Annotated in this window: 21 protein-coding genes; 10 read left to right on the top strand and 11 right to left on the bottom strand. The window is 74.4% G+C overall.

Annotation, left to right across the window (positions count from 1 at the left end; genetic code table 11):
- Complete coding sequence (locus tag AB0K07_RS26835; protein WP_363758996.1) at positions 1-993, top strand: LPXTG cell wall anchor domain-containing protein; 993 nt, start codon at positions 1-3, stop codon at positions 991-993.
- A 99-nt stretch (positions 994-1,092) separates the two neighbouring features.
- Positions 1,093-1,437, top strand: coding sequence for a hypothetical protein (locus AB0K07_RS26830; protein ID WP_363758993.1), 345 nt, complete (start codon positions 1,093-1,095; stop codon positions 1,435-1,437).
- A 44-nt stretch (positions 1,438-1,481) separates the two neighbouring features.
- Here the strand turns inward: AB0K07_RS26830 and recG are convergent, their stop codons facing one another.
- On the bottom strand, positions 1,482-3,680 hold the full coding sequence (recG, locus tag AB0K07_RS26825) for an ATP-dependent DNA helicase RecG (RefSeq protein WP_363758990.1): 2,199 nt from the start codon (positions 3,678-3,680) through the stop codon (positions 1,482-1,484).
- Entirely contained in the window at positions 3,677-5,290 is a 1,614-nt protein-coding gene (locus AB0K07_RS26820; RefSeq protein ID WP_363758987.1) for a DAK2 domain-containing protein, read from the bottom strand. Before AB0K07_RS26820 ends, recG begins: the two co-directional genes overlap by 4 nt.
- 296 nt (positions 5,291-5,586) lie before the next feature.
- On the opposite strand from AB0K07_RS26820, the gene rpmB reads away from it, so the two are divergent.
- On the top strand, positions 5,587-5,778 hold the full coding sequence (gene rpmB / locus AB0K07_RS26815; RefSeq protein ID WP_007456456.1) for a 50S ribosomal protein L28: 192 nt from the start codon (positions 5,587-5,589) through the stop codon (positions 5,776-5,778).
- A gap of 179 nt (positions 5,779-5,957) precedes the next feature.
- A complete protein-coding gene (locus tag AB0K07_RS26810) occupies positions 5,958-7,214 on the top strand; it encodes an ATP-grasp domain-containing protein (protein WP_363758984.1) in 1,257 nt (418 codons plus the stop codon).
- Positions 7,215-7,241: 27 nt separating this feature from the next.
- Here the strand turns inward: AB0K07_RS26810 and AB0K07_RS26805 are convergent, their stop codons facing one another.
- A complete protein-coding gene (locus AB0K07_RS26805; RefSeq protein ID WP_363758981.1) occupies positions 7,242-7,703 on the bottom strand; it encodes a GNAT family N-acetyltransferase in 462 nt (153 codons plus the stop codon).
- Positions 7,704-7,732: 29 nt separating this feature from the next.
- Positions 7,733-8,722 carry a thiamine-phosphate kinase gene (locus AB0K07_RS26800; protein WP_363758978.1) on the bottom strand — a complete coding sequence of 330 codons (990 nt, stop codon included), beginning with the start codon at positions 8,720-8,722 and terminating at the stop codon, positions 7,733-7,735.
- A gap of 96 nt (positions 8,723-8,818) precedes the next feature.
- Between AB0K07_RS26800 and AB0K07_RS26795 the strand changes: the two genes are divergently transcribed.
- On the top strand, positions 8,819-9,052 hold the full coding sequence (locus AB0K07_RS26795; RefSeq protein WP_013284547.1) for an Lrp/AsnC ligand binding domain-containing protein: 234 nt from the start codon (positions 8,819-8,821) through the stop codon (positions 9,050-9,052).
- A gap of 96 nt (positions 9,053-9,148) precedes the next feature.
- Positions 9,149-9,754 (top strand): DUF3515 family protein, encoded by a 606-nt coding sequence (locus tag AB0K07_RS26790; RefSeq protein WP_363759173.1) that lies wholly within the window; start codon positions 9,149-9,151, stop codon positions 9,752-9,754.
- Positions 9,755-9,834: 80 nt separating this feature from the next.
- Here the strand turns inward: AB0K07_RS26790 and AB0K07_RS26785 are convergent, their stop codons facing one another.
- Both AB0K07_RS26785 and AB0K07_RS26780 read right to left on the bottom strand, forming a co-directional pair.
- A complete protein-coding gene (locus tag AB0K07_RS26785; RefSeq protein WP_363758975.1) occupies positions 9,835-10,935 on the bottom strand; it encodes a D-alanine--D-alanine ligase family protein in 1,101 nt (366 codons plus the stop codon).
- A gap of 176 nt (positions 10,936-11,111) precedes the next feature.
- Positions 11,112-11,330 (bottom strand): hypothetical protein, encoded by a 219-nt coding sequence (locus tag AB0K07_RS26780; RefSeq protein ID WP_121654023.1) that lies wholly within the window; start codon positions 11,328-11,330, stop codon positions 11,112-11,114.
- A 276-nt stretch (positions 11,331-11,606) separates the two neighbouring features.
- On the opposite strand from AB0K07_RS26780, the gene AB0K07_RS26775 reads away from it, so the two are divergent.
- Positions 11,607-12,452, top strand: coding sequence for a helix-turn-helix transcriptional regulator (locus AB0K07_RS26775; RefSeq protein ID WP_363758971.1), 846 nt, complete (start codon positions 11,607-11,609; stop codon positions 12,450-12,452).
- Between the two features lie 4 nt (positions 12,453-12,456).
- Positions 12,457-12,657, top strand: a complete 201-nt coding sequence (locus tag AB0K07_RS26770; protein ID WP_363758968.1) for a DUF397 domain-containing protein — start codon at positions 12,457-12,459, stop codon at positions 12,655-12,657.
- 45 nt (positions 12,658-12,702) lie between these two features.
- Here the strand turns inward: AB0K07_RS26770 and AB0K07_RS26765 are convergent, their stop codons facing one another.
- The 5 genes from AB0K07_RS26765 to AB0K07_RS26745 form a co-directional block, all read right to left on the bottom strand.
- Positions 12,703-13,752, bottom strand: coding sequence for an ROK family protein (locus AB0K07_RS26765; protein ID WP_363758965.1), 1,050 nt, complete (start codon positions 13,750-13,752; stop codon positions 12,703-12,705).
- A gap of 238 nt (positions 13,753-13,990) precedes the next feature.
- Complete coding sequence (locus AB0K07_RS26760) at positions 13,991-14,779, bottom strand: putative protein N(5)-glutamine methyltransferase (protein ID WP_363758962.1); 789 nt, start codon at positions 14,777-14,779, stop codon at positions 13,991-13,993.
- A 146-nt stretch (positions 14,780-14,925) separates the two neighbouring features.
- Positions 14,926-16,044 carry a cystathionine gamma-lyase gene (locus AB0K07_RS26755; RefSeq protein WP_363758959.1) on the bottom strand — a complete coding sequence of 373 codons (1,119 nt, stop codon included), beginning with the start codon at positions 16,042-16,044 and terminating at the stop codon, positions 14,926-14,928.
- Between the two features lie 7 nt (positions 16,045-16,051).
- Complete coding sequence (locus tag AB0K07_RS26750) at positions 16,052-17,059, bottom strand: NAD(P)H-dependent glycerol-3-phosphate dehydrogenase (protein ID WP_363758956.1); 1,008 nt, start codon at positions 17,057-17,059, stop codon at positions 16,052-16,054.
- Positions 17,056-17,787 (bottom strand): lysophospholipid acyltransferase family protein, encoded by a 732-nt coding sequence (locus AB0K07_RS26745; RefSeq protein WP_363758953.1) that lies wholly within the window; start codon positions 17,785-17,787, stop codon positions 17,056-17,058. Before AB0K07_RS26745 ends, AB0K07_RS26750 begins: the two co-directional genes overlap by 4 nt.
- Positions 17,788-17,913: 126 nt before the next feature.
- Between AB0K07_RS26745 and cofC the strand changes: the two genes are divergently transcribed.
- Together cofC and AB0K07_RS26735 are read left to right on the top strand one after the other, a co-directional pair.
- A complete protein-coding gene (gene cofC, locus AB0K07_RS26740; protein WP_363758950.1) occupies positions 17,914-18,555 on the top strand; it encodes a 2-phospho-L-lactate guanylyltransferase in 642 nt (213 codons plus the stop codon).
- A gap of 22 nt (positions 18,556-18,577) precedes the next feature.
- The gene (locus tag AB0K07_RS26735) at positions 18,578-18,775 is read left to right on the top strand and encodes a cold-shock protein (protein WP_363758947.1); all 198 of its coding nucleotides are present in this window, start codon (positions 18,578-18,580) and stop codon (positions 18,773-18,775) included.
- Positions 18,776-18,794 lie beyond the last annotated feature (19 nt).

Raw genomic sequence — 18,794 nt, 5'->3', positions numbered from 1 at the left:
GTGAACCCTCCCAAGTCTCCGTTCCGGCGCGTGGCGGCCATCGCCGCCGGCGCGCTGATCGGCATCGCTGGCGTCGCGACGGTCGCCACCCCGGCCTTCGCCCACCACTCGACCATCTCCGGCACCGCCTGTGAGACGGCCGAGGACGGCGTGTACCGCGTCCAGTGGACCGTGGTGAACAGCGAGGACGACCTCGCCGGCACGATCACCGAGGTGTGGACCCCGTCCAACACCACCGTCGTCGGCATCCCGGCCGGCCGGAACCTGCCGAAGTCGACCGACGGCAACGTGGTCGGCGTGCAGTACACCGCCAAGGGTGCGGCGCTCGACCTGAAGATCACCGCGGAGTGGACGCGCGACGGTCGGCTGCACACCAACACCGCCACCGGCACCGCCGTGCTGGACAAGACCTGCACCGCCGAGCCGCCGGCGACCGCCACCCCGACGCCGGAGGCACCCACGCCGACGCCGACCGTGACGCCGAGCGTCGAGCCCTCCAGCCCGGCCCCGACGACGCCGGCTCCCACTACCCCGGCCCCCACCACCGCGGTGCCGACCCCGCAGCCGAGCGAGCCCACCGGCCCGCTGGTGCCGGAGGAGCCCAACGCCCCGGTCTTCGAGATCATCTTCGACTGCGACGCCCTGGTCATCTCCGCCGACAACCCGGCGGACGGCGTCACCGCGACCATCGTGCTCACCACCGAGAAGGGCGTGAGCAAGAAGCTGGAGCTGACCCCGGGCAAGAAGACCGAGGTCTCCTTCGACGCGTACGAGGGGCTCACCGTCACTCCGAGCATCGAGGGCGAGGAGGGCGACCCGGCCGACGCCGTGAAGTGGGTCAAGCCGGCCGACTGTGGCGAGGGTGAGGGCGGCGGCCTGCCGCTCACCGGCGCGAACACCACCATGATCGCGGGTGGCGCGCTCGTCCTGCTGGCCGCGGGCGCGGGCCTCTTCGTGATGGCTCGTCGTCGCCGGCTCCGGTTCACCGTCTGAACCGAACCGCGCTGAACCCGAGGGCGTGTCGACCAACCGGTCGGCGCGCCCTCGGGCGTTTCCGCCCCACGCCCCCGCACCGAGATCCAGACCCGGCACGTGACCGTCGCGGGCGCGACCGACCCGATCGCCACCTACCTGTGGCAGGATCCGGGCAACTGCGCCTACGGCAGGGTCACCACCCGCTCCACCTGCGACACGTTCACGGTGGTCTTCACCGACCCGCCCAACGGCGACCGGTGGACGGTCACCTTCTCCCCCAACTACGGGAAGGTCCACACGCGGACCGTCCGGCCGGGTGAGACCGTCGAGGTCACCTTCCCGGGCCGGGAGGGGCAGTTCGTCGTCACCGGGTACGACTACTGGGATCCGGAGAGCGACGTCTTCGGCCCGTGGGAGTGGGAACAGCCCGAGGACTGCGGGGGCGTCAACGGCTCCCAGTGATCACCTGATGCTCAGCGTCAGGTGAGCCCGGCCCGGCCGACCCGTCAGCCCTTCTCCAGGTATTCGGCGCGGTCCTCGTCGACCAGGGCGGTGACCGACTTGGCCAGCGCCGGGTGCCGGGTCAGCTCCGGGTCCTCCTCGACCAGGGCGACCGCCTCGGCGCGGGCGTCGCGGATCAGGTCGGCGTCGCGCAGCAGGGACAGCAGCCGCAGGGTGGAGCGCCGCCCGGACTGGGTGGCGCCCAGCACGTCACCCTCGCGGCGCTGCTCCAGATCCAGCTCGGCGAGCTTGAAGCCGTCGCCGGTGGAGGCGACGGCGTCAAGCCGTTCCCGGGCCGGCGACCCCTCGGCCGCCTCGCTGACCAGCAGGCAGAGGCCGGCGGCGGCACCCCGGCCGACCCGGCCGCGCAGCTGGTGCAGTTGGGAGACACCGAACCGGTCGGCGTCCAGCACGATCATCACGGTCGCGTTCGGCACGTCCACGCCGACCTCGATCACGGTGGTGGCCACCAGCACGTCCAGGTCACCGGCGGCGAAGGAACGCATCACCGCGTCCTTCTCGTCGGCCGGCAGCCGGCCGTGCAGCACCCCGATCCGCAGCCCGTGCAGCGGCCCTTCGGCCAGCAGCGGCGCCACCTCGGTCACCGCCACCGGCGGCCGGCGGCCGTTGTCGTCCACCGGCGGCGGCTCCTCGTCGCTGACCGGCCCCTCACCGATGCGCGGGCAGACCACGTACGCCTGGTGCCCGGCGGCGACCTCCTCGCGCAGCCGGCGCCAGGCCCGATCCAGAAAGGCCGGCTTCTCGGCGGCCGGCACCACGTGCGAGGCGATCGGCGAGCGCCCCCGGGGCAGCTGGGAGAGCGTGGAGACCTCCAGGTCGCCGTAGACGGTCATCGCCACCGTGCGCGGGATCGGGGTGGCCGTCATCACCAGCACGTGCGGCGGCTGGTCGGCCTTGGCCCGCAACGCGTCGCGCTGCTCCACCCCGAAGCGGTGCTGCTCGTCGACCACCACCAGACCCAGGTCGGCGAAGTCCACTCCCTCGTAGAGCAGCGCGTGGGTGCCCAGCACGATGCCGGCGGCGCCGCTGGCCACCTCGCCGAGCGCGCGGCGGCGCGCGGCCACGCCCAGTGAGCCGGTCACCAGCTCCACCCGGGTGGCGTGCTCGGCGGAATCCAGCTCGCCGGCCCGCCCGAGCGGCCCGAGCAGGTCGAGCATGCCGCGGTAGTGCTGTGCGGCCAGCACCTCGGTTGGCGCCAGCAGCGCCGCCTGACCGCCCGCGTCCACCACCTGGAGCATCGCCCGCAGCGCCACCACCGTCTTGCCCGAGCCCACCTCGCCCTGCAACAACCGGTGCATCGGGTGCGGGGCGGCCAGGTCGGCGGCGATCTCCACGCCAACGTCGCGCTGACCGGCGGTCAGCTCGTACGGCAGCCGGGCGTCGAAGGCGTCCAGCAGCCCACCGGGGCGCGCCGGACGGGGGCGGGCCGGCCAGTCGGCGGCCCGGTGCTTGCGCTGCACCAGGGTCAGCTGGACGGCGAACGCCTCGTCCCACTTGAGCCGATGCCGCGCCCGGTAGAGGTCCTCCTTGCTGCTCGGCCGGTGGATCTCCCGCAGCGCGGCACCCAGCCCGACGAGGTTGCGGCTCGCCCGCACCGTCGCCGGCACCGGATCCTCCGGCGGGGTGAAGGTGTCCAGCACGACCCGCACGCAGCGGGCGATCACCCAGGTCGGCACCGCCGCCGCGGCCGGGTAGACGGGGATCAGCGCGCCGGCGAACTCCTCGATCTCGTCGCTGACCGCCGCCTCGCCGTCGCCGCCCTCACCGAGCAGGACGTACTCGGGGCCGTTGAGCTGGCGCTTGCCCCGGAACTCGGTGACCTTGCCGGCGAACAACCCCCACCGGCCCGGACGCAGTTCCCGCTCGCGCCACGCCTGGTTGCCGAAGAAGGTCAGCGTCAACAGGCCGCCGGAGCCGTCGCCGACGGTCACCTCCAGCAGGTTGCCCCGGCGCTGACGCATCGGGCGCACCGCCGTGCGCTGCACCTGGGCCAGCACGGTGACCTGCTCACCGACATCCAGCGAGCGGATGTCGGTGTGCTCGCCACGCTCGTCGTAGCGGCGCGGGAAGTGGTAGACGAGGTCACCCGCGGTGTGCAGGTCGAGGTGGGCGGCCAGCGCCTTGGCCGTCTTGTCCCCGACCAGCTTCTTGAGTGGGGTGTCCACGGTGGCCGGTTCGCTCATTCGATCCCTACCAGGAGCGGATAGTGCGGCTGGCCACCCGGGTACGCCTGCACCTCGACGAACGGCCAGCGCCGCGCGACGTGTGCGCGGACGGCTTCGGTGAGCCCGGCCGGCGCGTCCGCGCCGGCCAGCAGGGTGACCAGCTCCCCACCGCCGCCGAGCATCCGGTCGACCACCGCCGCGCAGGTGTCGATCAGGTCGGCGCCGATCAGGTGCACCTCCCCCTCGACCAACGCCAGCACGTCACCGGGGCGGCACGGGCCGGCGACGGTCAGCGCCTCCCTGCTGGCGTGGCAGACCTCGGCGTAGCGGCAGGCACCGGCCGCCTCGGCCATCGCGATCACGTCGTCCTCGAAGCGGCGGGTGCCGTCGCGGACCGCGAGGGCGGCCAGTGCCTGCACCGGCGAGCGGGTCGGCACCACGCTCACCTTGATGCCGAAGCGGTGCGCCTCGCGGGCCGCCGCGCTCGCCACCGCCCCCGTGTTGGGGTCGTTGGGCAGCACCACGACCCGGGCCGCGCCGGTGCTGCGTACCGCGTCCAGCAACTCCCCGGTGGACGGGTTGCCCGGCACCACGGTCGCGCCCTCCGCGGCGAACAGGTCGGCGATCCCGACGCCGGTGGCCACCACCACGGCGGCCCGGCCGTCCGCCGCCGGGCCGGGGGACGGCTCCGGCTGGTCGGCGAAGCGGGTCACCGAGATGCGGTACGGGCGGCCGGCGGCCACCCCCGCCTCGACCGCCGCGCCCACGTCGTTGACGTGCACGTGCACGTTCCAGGTGCCCTCCGGCTCGCGCCCGTCGCCGACGACGACCAGCGAATCCCCCAGCGCCGACAGCGCGCGGCGCATCCCGGTCACCGCCTCGGCCGGGGCGTCGAGCAGGAACTGCACCTCGTACGCGTACTCCTCGGAGCCGGTCTCCCGGGCGACGGTGGCCGCCGGCCGGGCGGCGCGCGGGGCCGGCGCGGCTCGCACGGCGCTCTCCCCGGTGAGCACCTCGACCAGGGCGTCGAGCAGCACGCAGAGCCCTCGGCCGCCGGCGTCGACGACGCCGGCGCGGGCCAGGGCCGGCAGCTGCTCCGGGGTGTGTGCCAGCGCCTCGGCCGCCGCCCGCGCCGCGACCCCGGCCACCGCCGGCAGGTCGTCGCTGTCCGCCCGCTCGGCCGCGTCGGCCGCCGCGCCGACCACGGTGAGCAGGGTGCCCTCCACCGGCCGGGTGACCGCGGTGTACGCGGCGACGGTGGCGCTCCGCAGCGCGGCGGCGAACTCCCGGCCGCGCACCGCCGGCGCGGCGGCGGCCGCGTCGGCGAAACCGCGCAGGATCTGCGAGAGGATCACCCCGGAGTTGCCACGCGCGCCGAGCAGCGCGCCCTGGGCCATCAGCCGCAACGTGTGCCCGTGCGCGGTCGGCCCGCTGTCGGGGAGCGTGTCCAGATCCATCGCCAGGGCCTGCTGGGCCGAGGTGAGGGTGAGCACCAGGTTGGTGCCGGTGTCGCCGTCGGGCACCGGGTAGACGTTGAGCTCGTCGATCTCGCCCTGGTGGCGCTTCAGCGCGGCCAGCCCGGTCGCACACCACCGACGGACCACGGCGGCGTCGAGGGTGTCCAGCACGGCCAGAAGCCTACTGGCGCGCACCGACAGGCGTCGGACTCGACCGGCGTGTCCGTTCGTCCCGGATCCGGCCCCGATGCCCGCTGCGGCGGTCGGGACGGCGGCCGCGGGTATCGTTGCCGCCGGACCGGCCCACCACCCGGCGGCCGGGCCCACCAGCACCTGCGGGTCGGGCCACGGACAGTCGCCCGACCGGGCCGGTTGGCCGGGTCGGCGGGTCATCGGGTAACCTGACCAGGTTGCCCGGGCAGCACCTGCCGGCGACCTCATGAACGTTTCAATCCCAGGAGTATCCCGTGGCTAGCGTGTGCGACGTCTGTGGCAAGGGACCGGGCTTCGGCCACAACGTGTCCCACTCGCACCGGCGGACCAACCGCCGCTGGAACCCGAACATCCAGTCGGTGCGTACCCCGGCCGGTGGCGGCAACACCAAGAAGTTGCAGGTCTGCACCTCGTGCATCAAGGCCGGCAAGGTCACCCGCGCCTGACGCGGTAGCACCCACCTTCTCGTACGGCTCAGCCGGCGGACCTCTGCGGTTCGCCGGCTCTGTCGTGTCCGCGCCACGTCGCTGACGACTTCGCGACGCGGCCGCCTTTCCCGGCAGCCCGCCCGGTTAGTGTCGCGCTGCGCGCCGGCGTCCGGTCCGGCCGGGCGGAGGGGTGACGGGTGCAGCTGGACCTGAGCCGGGACGAGATGGTCATGATGGGCTGCGCACTGGACCTGCTGCGCGGGCTCGGCGACGTGCTGCCCGCCGGCAGCGTGGTCGTGGTCGAGGAACCCGACCTCATCCGCCGCCGCGACCTCGAGCGGCACTGCGCCGCGCTGCCGTTCGTCTCCCGGCTGGTGGAGGCGGAGTACCAGACCGGCCTGGACCCGGCGGCGCTGCTGGCCCGGGAACCGGGGCTGGCCGCCGCGCGGCTGGTGGTGCCCGGCCAGGAGTACGCGGTGCTCGCCGCGGCCCGGCTGGCCGATGTGCTCGGCCTGCCCGGCGCCGGCGTAAAGGCCGCCGAGATCTTCACCGACAAGCACCGGATGCGGGTGCTCGCCGCGGCCGCCGGCCTGACCAACCCGGCGTTCGAGCTGGTCGGTACGGCCGCCGAGGCGACCGAGTTCGCCCACCGGCAGGGTGGGCGCTGCGTGCTGAAGCCGACCCGCCGCGCCGGCAGCCTCGGCGTGCAGATCGTCACCGACCCGGCGCTGGTCGCCGCCGCCTGGGCTGCCAGCGCCGATCCGGAGACGCCTCCCGACGCCACCGCCCGCGGTCTGCCCACCGAGGTCCTCGCCGAGCAGGTGCTGATCGGCAGCGAGCACAGCGTGGAGCTGCTGGTGGACGAGGGCGAGGTGCGCTTCGGCAACGTCACCGACAAGCGGGTGCTGGCCGGCGGGCGGCCGGTGGAGACCGGTCACACCGTGCCGTCCGCGCTGCCCGGCGACGCCCGGCGGGAGCTGCTCGACGTGGCCACCCGGCTGGCCGGCGCCGCGGGCTTCCGCACCGGCGTGCTGCACAGCGAGTGGATCCGCACCGCCGACGGCCCGGCGCTGGTGGAGTGCGCCGCCCGGCTGCCCGGCGACCTGATCACCGCACTGATCTCGATCGCCTACGAGTGCGGGTTCGTCGGTGCGTACCTGCGCACGCTGCGGGGAGAAAGCCCGACGCTGCCGGCCGGGCCGACCGGCGCGGCGGCGGTGGAGTTCCTGCTCGCCCCGCCCGGCACCGTCACCGTCGTGGACGGGGTGCGCGCGGCCGGTCGGGTGCCCGGCGTGCTGGACGCCAGGGTGGGCGTGACGGTGGGCGACCGGGTGGCCGAGGTCACCTCGTCGGTGCGGCGCAGCGGCCAGGTGCTGGCGTGGGGCGCCGACCCGGCGGAGGCCACCGCGGCGGTCGCCCGGGCCGCCGGGCAGATCCGGATCACCACCGGCTGAGCGCCGCCCGGTCGGCGACTGCCAGGGTCAGAGGGTGCGGCCGAAGGAGACGCAGCCCTCCGCGTCCTTGTAGAAGCCGAAGTTCGGGATCTGCTCGTAGCCGGCGGAGGTGTACATGCCGATCGCCTCGGGCTGCTTGTCCCCGCACTCCAGGACCATCCGCTTGCGGCCCTGCTCACGGGCCGAGCGCTCGACGGCGGCCAGCACCGTCCGGGCCACGCCCCGCCCCCGGGCCGCCGGGGCGGTGTACATCCGCTTCAGCTCGGCGGTGTCCGCACCGTGGCTGCGCCAGCCGCCGCAGCCGACCGGCTCGCCGGCCAGGTAGGCGACGAGGAACGCGCCGTCCGGCGGCTCGAACTCGGCCGCGTCCACCGGGGTGTCGTCGCCCGTGCCGCCGTAGCGGGCGCCGAGGTCGGCCAGCGCGTCGCGGATCAACCGCTGCGCCACCGGCGCGTCGAACCGCACCACCCGGATCTCGATCTCACTCACGGTGTCCAGGGTACGGCGGGCCCGAGGGTTCACCGGAAGTGGTCCCAGCCCCGCGGGCCGTCGTAGGGCGCGCCATCGACGGTGACTCCGGCACCGGCCGTGACCAGGCCGATCGGCCGCCAGTCGGCCGGCAACGTCACCGCCGGGGGGAAGGTCGCGGCCAACGCATGGTCCTCGCCACCGGCCAGGATCCAGGTGTACGGGTCGACGCCGAGAGCCTGCGCGGCGTCGGCCATCTGCCGGGGCACCTCGAACGCGTCCCGGCGCACGTTGATCGTCACCCCGCTGGCCGCGGCCACATGCCCGAGGTCGGCGAGCAGCCCGTCCGACACGTCGATCATGGAGGTGGCGCCGAGCCGGGCGGCCTGGGGGCCGGCCGCGTACGGCACCTGCGGCCGCCGGTACGCCTCGACCAGCAGTCGGGGGGTGCGGAAGCCACGGGTGAGCACGGTCAGGCCGGCCGCCGCGTACCCGGTGCGGCCGGCCAGGGCCAGCACGTCACCGGGGCGGGCGCCGGACCGCACCACGGGCGGCCGGCCGCCGAGGTCGCCCAGTGCGGTGACCGCGATGGTCAGGGTGGGGCTGGACGACATGTCCCCGCCGACCACGCTCGCGCCGACCGTGGCGGCCTCGGCGGCCAGCCCGTCGGCCAACTCCTCGGCCCAACTGGTTTCCAGGTCGGCCGGCATGCAGAGGGCGACCAGCAGGGCCGTCGGAGTGGCGCCCATCGCCGCGATGTCCGCCAGGTTGGCCCCCGCCGCCCGGTGCCCGACGTCCCGCGCCGAGCACCAGTCCCGCCGGAAGTGCCGGCCGTCGACCAGCACGTCGGTGGAGGCGGCCACCCGGGCGTCCGGGGCGGCCACCACCGCCGCGTCGTCCCCTGGGCCGAGCAGGGTCATCGGTCCGACCGGCAGTCGGGCGGTGACCCGGCCGATCAATCCGAACTCGCCGATCGCGGCCACGCTGGCGCCACTGCCGGCGTTCCGTCCGTTCTGCCCGGCACCGCCGCGCTCGCTCACTGCTGCTCCTTGACCACCGATAGGGATCAGACCTGGTCCGTAAGGTAGTTTCACCCTTCGGGCCGCCCCTGGGCGGCGACGGACGGAGGTCGAGTCGTGGTACAGGCGTACATCCTCATCCAGACCGAGGTCGGCCGCGCACGTGACGTGGCGGGTCTCATCGCGGACCTTGCCGGCGTGGTACGCGTCGACGCCGTCACCGGCCCGTACGACGTGGTCGTCCTCACCGAGGCGAACACCGTCGACGAGCTCGGCAAACTCATCGTCAGCAAGGTGCAGATGGTGCCCGGCATCACTCGCACCCTCACGTGTTCGGTGGTGCGGCTGTAAGTGGACGAGATCTCTACCTCCTCCGCCGCTCCCAACGACGACCGGGTCGCCGAGACGCGCGACGTGGCCGACGGTACGGCCGAGCGGGCTGACGGTATCCGCGAGCCGGCCGACCGGGCCGCCGACGCGCCGGCCGGCCGGGACCGGACCATCCGCGGCGCGGCCCTGCTGGCCACGTTGATCGCGTTGCCGGTCACGCTGCTGGTGGCCGTGCTGGCCTTCGCCAGGCTCTCCCCCGCCGAGCCGGGCGCCGCGCCGAGCCCCAGCCCGACCGCGGCCCGGGTGCAGTCCACCGCCCCGGTCGAGATGGCCGCTCCGGCGTTGGCCGCCCGCCCGGCCACGGTCTGCCGCGCCCTGCTCTCCCAACTGCCGCGGACCATCCGCGACCTGGCCCAGCGCCCGGTCACCGCCGGCCCGGAGCAGAACGCCGCGTACGGCGACCCCGCCCTCACCGTGGCCTGCGGCGGCCCCGAGCCGACCGTCCCGGCCACCGACGAGGTCTGGACGGTCAATTCGGTCTGCTGGCATTCCGTCGAGCAGGGCGACGCGACCGTGCTCACCACGGTCGACCGGGAGACGCCGGTGACGGTACGCATCCCACGCTCCTACGAGCAGCCGTTGCAGTGGGTGGCGCCGGTCTCCAGTGCGGTCGTCGCCTCGGTGCCCTCCGGCGGCGCCGTGCCCGCAGGCTGCCGGGCCTGACCCGACCCGCGTTCCGGCCGGCGTGACAGCGCGGGCCGGCGGGCGCCGGCTGGCTCAGGTGCGGGCCGGCGCCGGGTGGCTCAGTGCAGGCCGACGCCGCGACGCTGGGCGGTGCGGATCAGGCGGTTCACCAGCTTCGGGTACTCCAGGCCGGAGGCCGCCCACATGCGCGGGAACATCGACGTCGGGGTGAACCCGGGCATCGTGTTGATCTCGTTGAGGTAGACGTCCAGCTCCGGGGTGACGAAGAAGTCGGCCCGGGCCAGACCGGCGCAGTCCAGCGCCGTGAAGGCGCGGACGGCGTACTCCTGCACCTGACGCGTCACCTTCTCCGGCAGGCCGGCCGGAATGTCGTACTCGCAGGAGTCGTCGAGGTACTTCGCCTCGAAGTCGTAGAAGTCGTGGTCGGCGACGACGCGTACCTCGGCCAGCACGGACGCCTCCGGCGCACCACCGGCCTCCCCCTCCAGCACCCCGCACTCGATCTCGCGGCCGACGACCGCGGCCTCGATGATGACCTTCGGATCGAACTGCCGGGCGGTGGCGACGGCGGCGTCCAGCTGCGCCCAGTCGGTGACCCGAGTGATGCCGAACGACGAACCGGCCCGGGACGGCTTGACGAAGACGGGCAGGCCGAGCCGCTCCTTGTCCGGTTCGCTGAGCGTCATCCCGTTGCGCAGCACCGCGTACGGGCCGACCGGGATGCCCTCGACGGCGCAGAGCTTCTTGGTGAACTCCTTGTCCATCGCGGCGGCGGAGGCGAACACGTTCGCCCCGACGTAGGGGATGCCGGCCATCTCCAGCATTCCCTGGATGGTGCCGTCCTCGCCGTACGTGCCGTGCAGCACCGGGAAGACCACGTCCACGTCGGCCAGCGCGCGGGGGCCCTCGGTCGGGTCGAGCACCATCAGCCCGTTTCCGGTCGGGTCGGCGCGCAGCACGATGTCCTCGCCGGACTCGGCGGTGATCTCCGGCAGTTGGCGGGCGTTGATGGCGAGCTGTGCGGGGTCGCCGCTGGTCAGCACCCACTGGCCGGCCCGGGTGATGCCCACCGGCACCACCTCGTACTCGTCGGGATCGAGTGCGCCGAACACGCTGCCGGCGCTGACGCAGGAGATGCCGTGCTCCGGGCTGCGGCCGCCGAAGACGATCGCCACGCGGGTCTTGCCTGGGGTGGTCACTCCGGTCACCTCTTCGTACGCGACTGCGGCTGGTCGTGCTCGCCGGTGGCGCTCACCCGGTTGACCTTACTGTGCGTGGCGACAGGGCGAGGCGATACCCGGTGAGCCACGAATCAACACGGCAATCGGTCAACAGAGGATATACGGTGCGTGACGGGAGTTTGGGTGCTGGTGTATCAGTCCCGGGCGTGCCGGCGACCGACGGCGATCACCTTGACCCGCTGCCGCCCGGCCCGCACCATGCCCAACGCCATGAACGCCCCGGCGATCCGGTCGGCGGCCTCCCGACTGCTGGCGCCGACCACCTGCCGGCGCCGCTCGGGCGCGGTCCGCTCGTTGCGCTCGACGCCCTCGACGGGACGCACGTCGGTGAGCACCACCAGGAAGCGGGTCATGGCCGGCCGTCCGGTTGTACGGCGGGAGGCTGCGGACCGCTACGCACGTCGTCTCCTTCCGGCGGGTCGGGATGGCGGCGGCACGCGGCGATCGGGTACGGGGGAGAAACCCGATCGCCGCGCGCCCCATCCCCTCCGGTCGCTCACCACCACCGTCGCCACGACAACCGGCGGTGAGGACGCGGTAACAGATTGACACGTGTACAGCCGTGAATGCAACTCTCATCGACGTTCTCTCATGCAGACGTTCCCGTAAATGTGTGCGACCATCGATGCATGGCTCCGAAGACCGCCCGTGCCCGCCGGCTCGGCATCGCCCTGCGCCACCACCGGGAAGCCGCCGGGCTGACACTCGAGACCGCCGCGGACGAGATCAACAGCACCCGCAGCACCCTCTCGCGGTACGAGAACGCACAGACACTGATCAGCCCGGCCACCGTGCGCGCACTGCTCACCTCGTACGGGGTGGGCGCCGACGAGATGGCCGCGGCGGTGCAGCTCGCCAAGGACGCCCGCAAGCCGGGCTGGTGGGTGTCGTACTCCTACCTGCTGGACCCGCGCACCATCGACTTCATCGCCCTGGAGGCCGAGGCGACCGCCATCGCCAACTTCGAGCCCTCGGTGGTGCCCGGTCTGCTGCAGACCGCCGACTACATCCGTGGGGTCATGCGCGGCGGGCCGCACACCCTCGGCGACGACCTGGTGGAGCAGCGGGTCAAGGTCCGCCTCGACCGGCAACAGCGGCTCACCGCCGACGACCCGCCCATCTTCGACGCGATCATCGACGAGGGCGCGCTGCTCCGCCCGGTCGGCGACCGGTCCGTGATGGACGGGCAGTTACGGCACCTGGTCAAGATGGCCGAGCTGCCGAACATCTCCGTCCAGGTGATCCCACTCTCCGCCGGCTACCACCGGGGCACCCGGGGCTCGCTGCACATCCTGGAGTTCGCCGACCCGGAGGACCCGATCATCGCGTCGGTGGAGACCGTCGCCGGCCAGATGATCCTCGATCGGGCCGGCGAGACGCGCACCTGCACCAAGATCATGGAGCACCTGCGGAGCGTGGCACTCAGCCCGGCGGACAGCCGCGACCAGCTCCTGACACTCCTGAAGGGACGGTAGGACCATGACACCGACGATCACAGCGGCGCTGGCCGCGGCGGCGTGGCGCAAGAGCAGCCGCAGCGGCGATGAGGGCGCCTGCGTGGAGGTGGCCGCGATCCCGCGGCTGGTGGCCGTCCGCGACTCCAAGGACCCGACCGGCCCGGCCCTGCTGTTCGCGCCGGCCGCCTGGGCCGCCTTCGCCCAGGCCCCGCCCCGCCGCTGACGTCAGGACGTGCCGGCGCGTGGGCTGAGGCCGACGGGTCGAGGCTCAGGCGACCAGGGGACCCGGCTCCGGCACGGTGCGCAGCGCCTCCAGGGCGGCGATCGCCACCCCCCGGGCACCGGCCATGTCCCGCTCCGGCACCAGGGCGAAGGTGGCCACCGCCGCCTGCTCCTCCCGGAGCACGGTGTGCTCGCGCACCGTCGCCAGGAACCAGTCGCGGAATTCCGGCGCCGCCTCCACCACCCCGCCGCCGACGAAGTACGCGTGCGGGTCGGTGAAGTTGGCCGCCACGGTGAACAGCCGGCCCAGCGCCATCGCCTGCTGCGTGAAGAGGTCCCGGGCCAGCGCGTCCCCCCGCTCGCCGTAGCCCCGGACCAGCTTCGCCGCCCGGGCCACCGGCTCGGCGGCCAGCGGGTGCTCCGGGTGGCGGGTCAGCCAGTACGGCAGGAGATTGCGCTCGATGCCGGTCAGCGACGCGACGCTCTCGACGTCCCCGGTGAAGCCGCACGCGCAGGTGGGCTCCGGCTGCCCCGGGCCGAGCAGCCCGGTCAGCGGGATGTGCACGTGACCCAGCTCCCCGGCCATCCCGGCCGCGCCGGCGATCACGCGCCCACCCTCGACCACCCCGCCGCCCAGCCCGGTGCCGACGATCGCGGAGACCGACGACCGGTTCATGGCCTCCACGCCGAAGTACGCGTGGTGGGCGTAGAGCGCGGCCGCGTTGCCGTCGTTGTGGTAGATCACCGGCAGGCCGAGCCGCCGCTCCAGGGCGCCCCGCACGTCGAAGCCGCGCCAGGCCGGCTGGGAGAAGTTGGTCGAGCCGCGGGACGAGATGACGCCCGTGGCGCTCGCCGGCCCGGGGGTGTCCAGGCCGACCGCCCGGACCAGCTCGCGGGGCACGCCGGTCTGCGCGAGGGCGCCGTCCAGCGCCCGGGCCAGCGCCTCGATCGCCGCCTCCGGGCCCTCCCGTACCTCGCTGGGGATCTCCAGCAGCCCGTCCACCAGGAACCGGCCGTCCACCGTCAGAACGGTGGCGTTGTTGCTGGTGCCGCCGTTGTCCAGCCCGACGACCACCGGCACCCCTGCGCTGCCCACCGAAACCGCCTCCCGCCGTCATGATTGTGAGCCGAGGCTAGTGCCAAGACCCCTCCCCCGCCACGCCCGGCCTCCCCGGGCGGGCGGGCGTACCCCTGGGTCGACGTGCCGACGCTCGGGCCCTGCCACCGACGGTCGGGGGTCGGACAACCGGGTTGCTGTGCCGGCTCCCAAACGCTGTCGAACACGGGGGTCCGGCCGCCCGCAGCCCCCGTCCGGCTTCAGCCGGGGGCCGGCCTCAGCCGGGGCGGCGGGCGATCACCGCGGTGGCGTCCAGGTCCTCGTCCTGCCGCACGCTCGGCATCAGCCCGAGGGCGTCGAACGCCGCGCAGAGCGCGTCCGCCTGCACGGCGCTCACCTCCACCGCGAGATGTCCACCGGGCGCCAACCACCGGGCCGCGCCGTCGGCCACCCGGCGCAGCACGGCGAGCCCGTCCGGGCCGCCGTCGAGCGCCACCGGGGCCTCGTGCAGGCGCGCCTCCGGGGGCATCAGCGCCACCGCGTCGGTCGGCACGTACGGGGCGTTCGCGACCACCAGGTCCAGCCGACCCCGCCAGTGCTCGGGCAGCGGCGCGAACAGGTCACCCTCGAACACCTCGGCGGCCAGCCCGGCGAGGTTGCGGCGGGCGCACGCCACGGCCGCCGGATCGATGTCCGCGGCGGCCAGCCAGCGCGGCGCGAGCCGGTGCGCCAGCGCGACCGTGGTGGCCCCGGAGCCGCAGCAGAGATCGACCACGGCCGGCGCCGGGCCGGTGACCGCGGCTGCCGCGTCGACCAGCAGGGCGGTCCGGCCGCGCGGCACGAAGACGCCCGGGGCGACGGCGACCCGCAAACCGCAGAACTCCGCCCAGCCGAGCAGATGCTCCAGCGGTTCGCCGGCGACCCGGCGTTCGGTCAGGTCGGCCAGCGCCGCCGGGGTGTCGGCCGCGGCGAGCAGCAGGTCGGCCTCGTCCTCGGCGTAGACGCAGCCTGCGGTTCGCAGCCGGTGCACGAGGGCAGGCCGGTCGGTGCGGAACGGTGGTGCCATGGGATACCTCCGGGAAACGCTCAGCGGCGCTCCCGTGGCCGCTATCGCGGCGGGGACACGGGAGGAAGCGCCGGTCCTGTCGGCTGACGGATCGGACTCACCTCCTCCGGTCGGGGCCCGCCGCTGCGAGCCGCCGACACGATAACTCAGACCGGCCCGGCGGCATCCAGCGCAGTGGCGATGTCGGCCACCAGGTCGGCCGTGTCCTCCACCCCGCAGGAGAGCCGGACGAAGCCGGGAGCGGTGTCGTCGCCCCACTGCGCCCGCCGGTCGGCGGTGGTGTGCAGGCCACCGAACGAGGTGGCCGCGGCCACCAGCCGGGCGGCCTCGACGAAGCGGCTCACCCGGTCGGCGTCGCCCAGGTCGAACGAGAGCACCCCGGGCATCCGGCGCATCTGCGCCGACGCCACCGGGTACGCGGGGTCGTCGGGGCGCCCCGGCCAGCGCAGGCCGGTCACGTCCGGGCGGCCGGCGAGCAGGTCGGCGACCGCGGCGGCGTTCGCGCTCTGCCGCGCCAGCCGCAGGTCGAGCGTGCCCAGCGAGCGGTGGGCCAACCAGGCGTCGAACGCGCCCGGCACCGATCCGGTGGTGGTACGCCAGCCCGTCACCGCCTCGATCAGCTCGGCGGACCGGCTGGCCAGGTAGCCCAGCAGCAGGTCGGAGTGCCCGGTGAGCGCCTTGGTGCCCGAGGCGACCACCAGGTCGGCGCCGAGGTCCAGCGGACGCTGGCCGAGCGGGGTGGCCGTGGTGTTGTCCACGGCGAGCAGCGCGCCTGCGGCGTGCGCCCGTTGCGCCAGGGCGGCCACGTCGACCACGTCCAGGCCCGGGTTGGCCGGGGTCTCCACCAGCACCAGCCGGACGCCCTCCAGCGACGGGTACGGCCCGACGGTCGGGACGAAGAGCACCCGGACGCCGATCGCCTCCAGCACGTCGGTGGCGAACGCGCGGACCGGGAAGTAACCGTCGGTGGGCAGCACCACGGTGTCCCCCGGGCGCAGCAGGGTGAGCAGCAGGCCGGTGATCGCCGCCTGACCGGTGGCGAAGACCCGGCAGTCACCGCCCTCCAGCTCGCCCACGGCGGCCTCCAGCAGCCGCCGCGTCGGGTTGTCCGGGCGGCCGTAGCCGTTCGGCGAGCCGGCCGGCCCCTGCCACGGGTCGAGGTGGTACGGCGCGGCGAAGACCGGCCCGGGCAGGAAGGGGTCACCTGGCGCCGGCTCCGGCAGCCCGGCGTGCACGCAGCGGGTGCCGTCTCCCAGATCGCTCATCGGGTCCTCACTCGTACGACTCGGGTTTGGCTGTCCGGCTCATCAGGGTGTCCACGGCGAGGCGGGGGTCCATCCCCTCGTGGCAGATCCGCTCGACCTGCTCGGTGATCGGCATCTCGACGCCGTGCGCCCGCGCCAGGTCGCGGATCGCCAGGCAGCTCTTCACGCCCTCGGCGGTCTGCCGGGTGGCGGCCTGGGCCTGCTCCAGCGTCTCGCCCCGGCCCAGGTGCTCCCCGAAGGTGCGGTTGCGGGCCAGCGGCGACGAGCAGGAGGCGACCAGGTCACCCATGCCCGCCAGGCCGGCGAAGGTGATCGGGTCCGCGCCGAGCGCCACACCCAGGCGGGCCGTCTCGGCCAGCCCACGCGTCATCAACATGGCCCGGGTGTTGTCGCCGAAGCCCATCGCGGTGGCGATGCCGTACGACAGGGCGATCACGTTCTTGACCGCCCCGCCCAGCTCACAGCCGATCACGTCGTCGTTGGTGTATGGGCGCAGGTAGGGCGTACGGATGGACGCCTGCACCAGTGCCGTGCGGTGGCCGTTCGTTCCGGCGACCACGGTGGCGGCCGGCTGCTCGGCGGCGATCTCCGGGGCCAGGTTCGGGCCGGAGACCACGACCACCCGGTCCGCGGCCACACCGGCGGTCTCCACGATGACCTCGCTCATCCGCCTGGTGGTGCCGAGCTCGATGCCCTTCATCAGCGACACCAGCGTGGCGTCCGGGTGCAGGTGCCCGGCCCACTCGGCGAGGTTGCCGCGCAGGGTCTGCGACGGCACGGCCAGCACCACCAGCTCGGCGCCGGTGATCGCCTCGACCGCGTCATGGGTGGCGGTGACCCGGGCCGGCAACACCAGGTCCGGCAGGTACTCCGGGTTGCGGCGCTCGGTGCGGATGCTCTCCGCCACCAAGGCACGGCGCGCCCACACCGTCACGTCCCGTCCCGCGTCGGCGAGGATCTTGGCGAACGCCGTGCCCCAGGAGCCGGCGCCGAGCACCGCGACGTGCCCGCTCACGCGGCACCGCCCTGGCGCTCAGCGGACGGTCGGACCGGCCGTTCCCACAGCGGCGGCGGGGTGCCACCACGGATCTCGGCGAGCATGTCCCGCAGCCGCAGCATGATGGCGTCCGTCATCTCCTCGAGGATCGCCCTCGTCGGAGGGGCGCCCGCCCACCGGCTCAGGTCGATCGGTTCGCCGGCGACCACGGTCACCGGAATCCGCGGGCGCAGGTTGAGCCGGGTGGTCCGCGGATCGAAGATCCGCTCCGGCCCCCACATCACCAGCGGCACGACGGGCGCGCCGGTGGCCAGCGCCAGCCGGGCGGCGCCGGTCTTGGCCTTCATCGGCCACAGCTCCGGCTGGCGGGTGGTGGTGCCCTCCGGGTAGATCACCACCGCGCCGCCCTCGGCGAGCGCGGCGACCGAGGCGTCCAACGAACGGACGGCGTCCACGCTGCCCCGCTCGACCGGGATCTGCCGGCACCGGTGCAGGATCCAGCCGATCACCGGCACCCGGAACACGCTGGCCTTGCCCAGGTACTGCGGCCACCGGCCGGAGTCGTAGACGAAGTGGGCGGAGACCAGCGGGTCGGCGTGCGAGATGTGGTTCGCGACGATGATCACGCCGCCGTCCCCGGCGAGGTGCTCCATGCCGCTCCACGTGCGCCGGGTCCAGACGGTCATCACCGGCTTCACCAGCCCCACGGCGAACCGTTGCCAGAACCCCAGCCTCCGCCGTGCCACTGTGCCTCCTCGTCGCGCCCGACCCCGTCGCGGACCCCGTCGCCGACACCCGCAGCGGAAATCATGCCTGCTCGCCCCCGGTACGGCCAGCGAGGGTCCCGTCGTCCGGCTGGCAGGATTGCCGACGTGAGTCAGCCGAGGTGGGCCGTCGTGGTGCCGGTGAAGCGTCTGACCGCTGCCAAGAGCCGGCTGCGGGGCGCGCTGCCCGGCGTACCGCACGAGGAGCTGGCGCTGGCGCTGGCGGCCGACACGCTGCGCGCGGTGCTGGCCTGCCCGGCGGTCGCCGAGGTTCTGGTGGTGACCGACGACGCCCGGGTGGCGGCGACCGCGCGGACCGCCGGCGCACGCGTGCTGGCCGACGAGCCGGACGCCGGTCTGAACGCCGCGTTCCGGCACGGCGCGGCCGGAGTGCCCGCCGGGTGGGTGGCCGGCCTCACCGCCGACCTGCCGGCGCTGCGCCCGGCCGAGCTGGCCGCCGCGCTGCTCGCGGCGGGCCGAGCAGGGGTACGCCGGTTCGTGCCGGACGCACCGGGCGACGGCACGGTGCTGCTCGCGGCGGCGCCGGGCATCCCCCTGGACCCGCGGTTCGGAGTGGGCTCGGCGGCGGCGCACACGGCCAGCGGGGCGCTGCCCCTGACCGGGGACTGGCCCAGCCTGCGCCGGGACGTGGACACCGCCGGGGACCTGGCCGCCGCCGCCCGGCTCGGGCTGGGGCCGCGCACCGCCGCGCTGCTCGCCGCCGACCGCCCGGCCCGCTCCGCGGGCTGACCCGCCGGTGTACGGTGCCAGCATGCAAGGCACGGTGGCCAGCTACGACGCGGCGACACGCAGCGGCGTTCTGCTGCTCGACGACGGCACCGAGCTGCGCTTCCCCGCCCGGGCCTTCGACGCCTCCGGGCTGCGGCTGCTCCGGCTCGGCCAGCGGGTCCGCATCGACACCGATTCCGACGGCGAGGTCGTCCGGGTGACATTGCCGACGATGAACTGAGCCGGCGAGGCCAAGTTCA

Source organism: Micromonospora sp. NPDC049301 (assembly GCF_040678715.1).
Lineage (GTDB): Bacteria > Actinomycetota > Actinomycetes > Mycobacteriales > Micromonosporaceae > Micromonospora.
Note: the sequence above shows the minus strand (reverse complement) of the source record. Positions and strands in the feature narration are given on the sequence as shown.

What these genes read in the sequence shown, in the direction of transcription:
- recG (WP_363758990.1), bottom strand. Translation starts at nt 3,680, where the DNA reads ATGAGCGAACCGGCCACCGTGGACACCCCACTCAAGAAGCTGGTCGGG.
- AB0K07_RS26780 (WP_121654023.1), bottom strand. Translation starts at nt 11,330, where the DNA reads ATGACCCGCTTCCTGGTGGTGCTCACCGACGTGCGTCCCGTCGAGGGC.
- AB0K07_RS26775 (WP_363758971.1), top strand. Translation starts at nt 11,607, where the DNA reads ATGGCTCCGAAGACCGCCCGTGCCCGCCGGCTCGGCATCGCCCTGCGC.
- AB0K07_RS26770 (WP_363758968.1), top strand. Translation starts at nt 12,457, where the DNA reads ATGACACCGACGATCACAGCGGCGCTGGCCGCGGCGGCGTGGCGCAAG.
- AB0K07_RS26760 (WP_363758962.1), bottom strand. Translation starts at nt 14,779, where the DNA reads ATGGCACCACCGTTCCGCACCGACCGGCCTGCCCTCGTGCACCGGCTG.
- AB0K07_RS26755 (WP_363758959.1), bottom strand. Translation starts at nt 16,044, where the DNA reads ATGAGCGATCTGGGAGACGGCACCCGCTGCGTGCACGCCGGGCTGCCG.
- AB0K07_RS26735 (WP_363758947.1), top strand. Translation starts at nt 18,578, where the DNA reads ATGCAAGGCACGGTGGCCAGCTACGACGCGGCGACACGCAGCGGCGTT.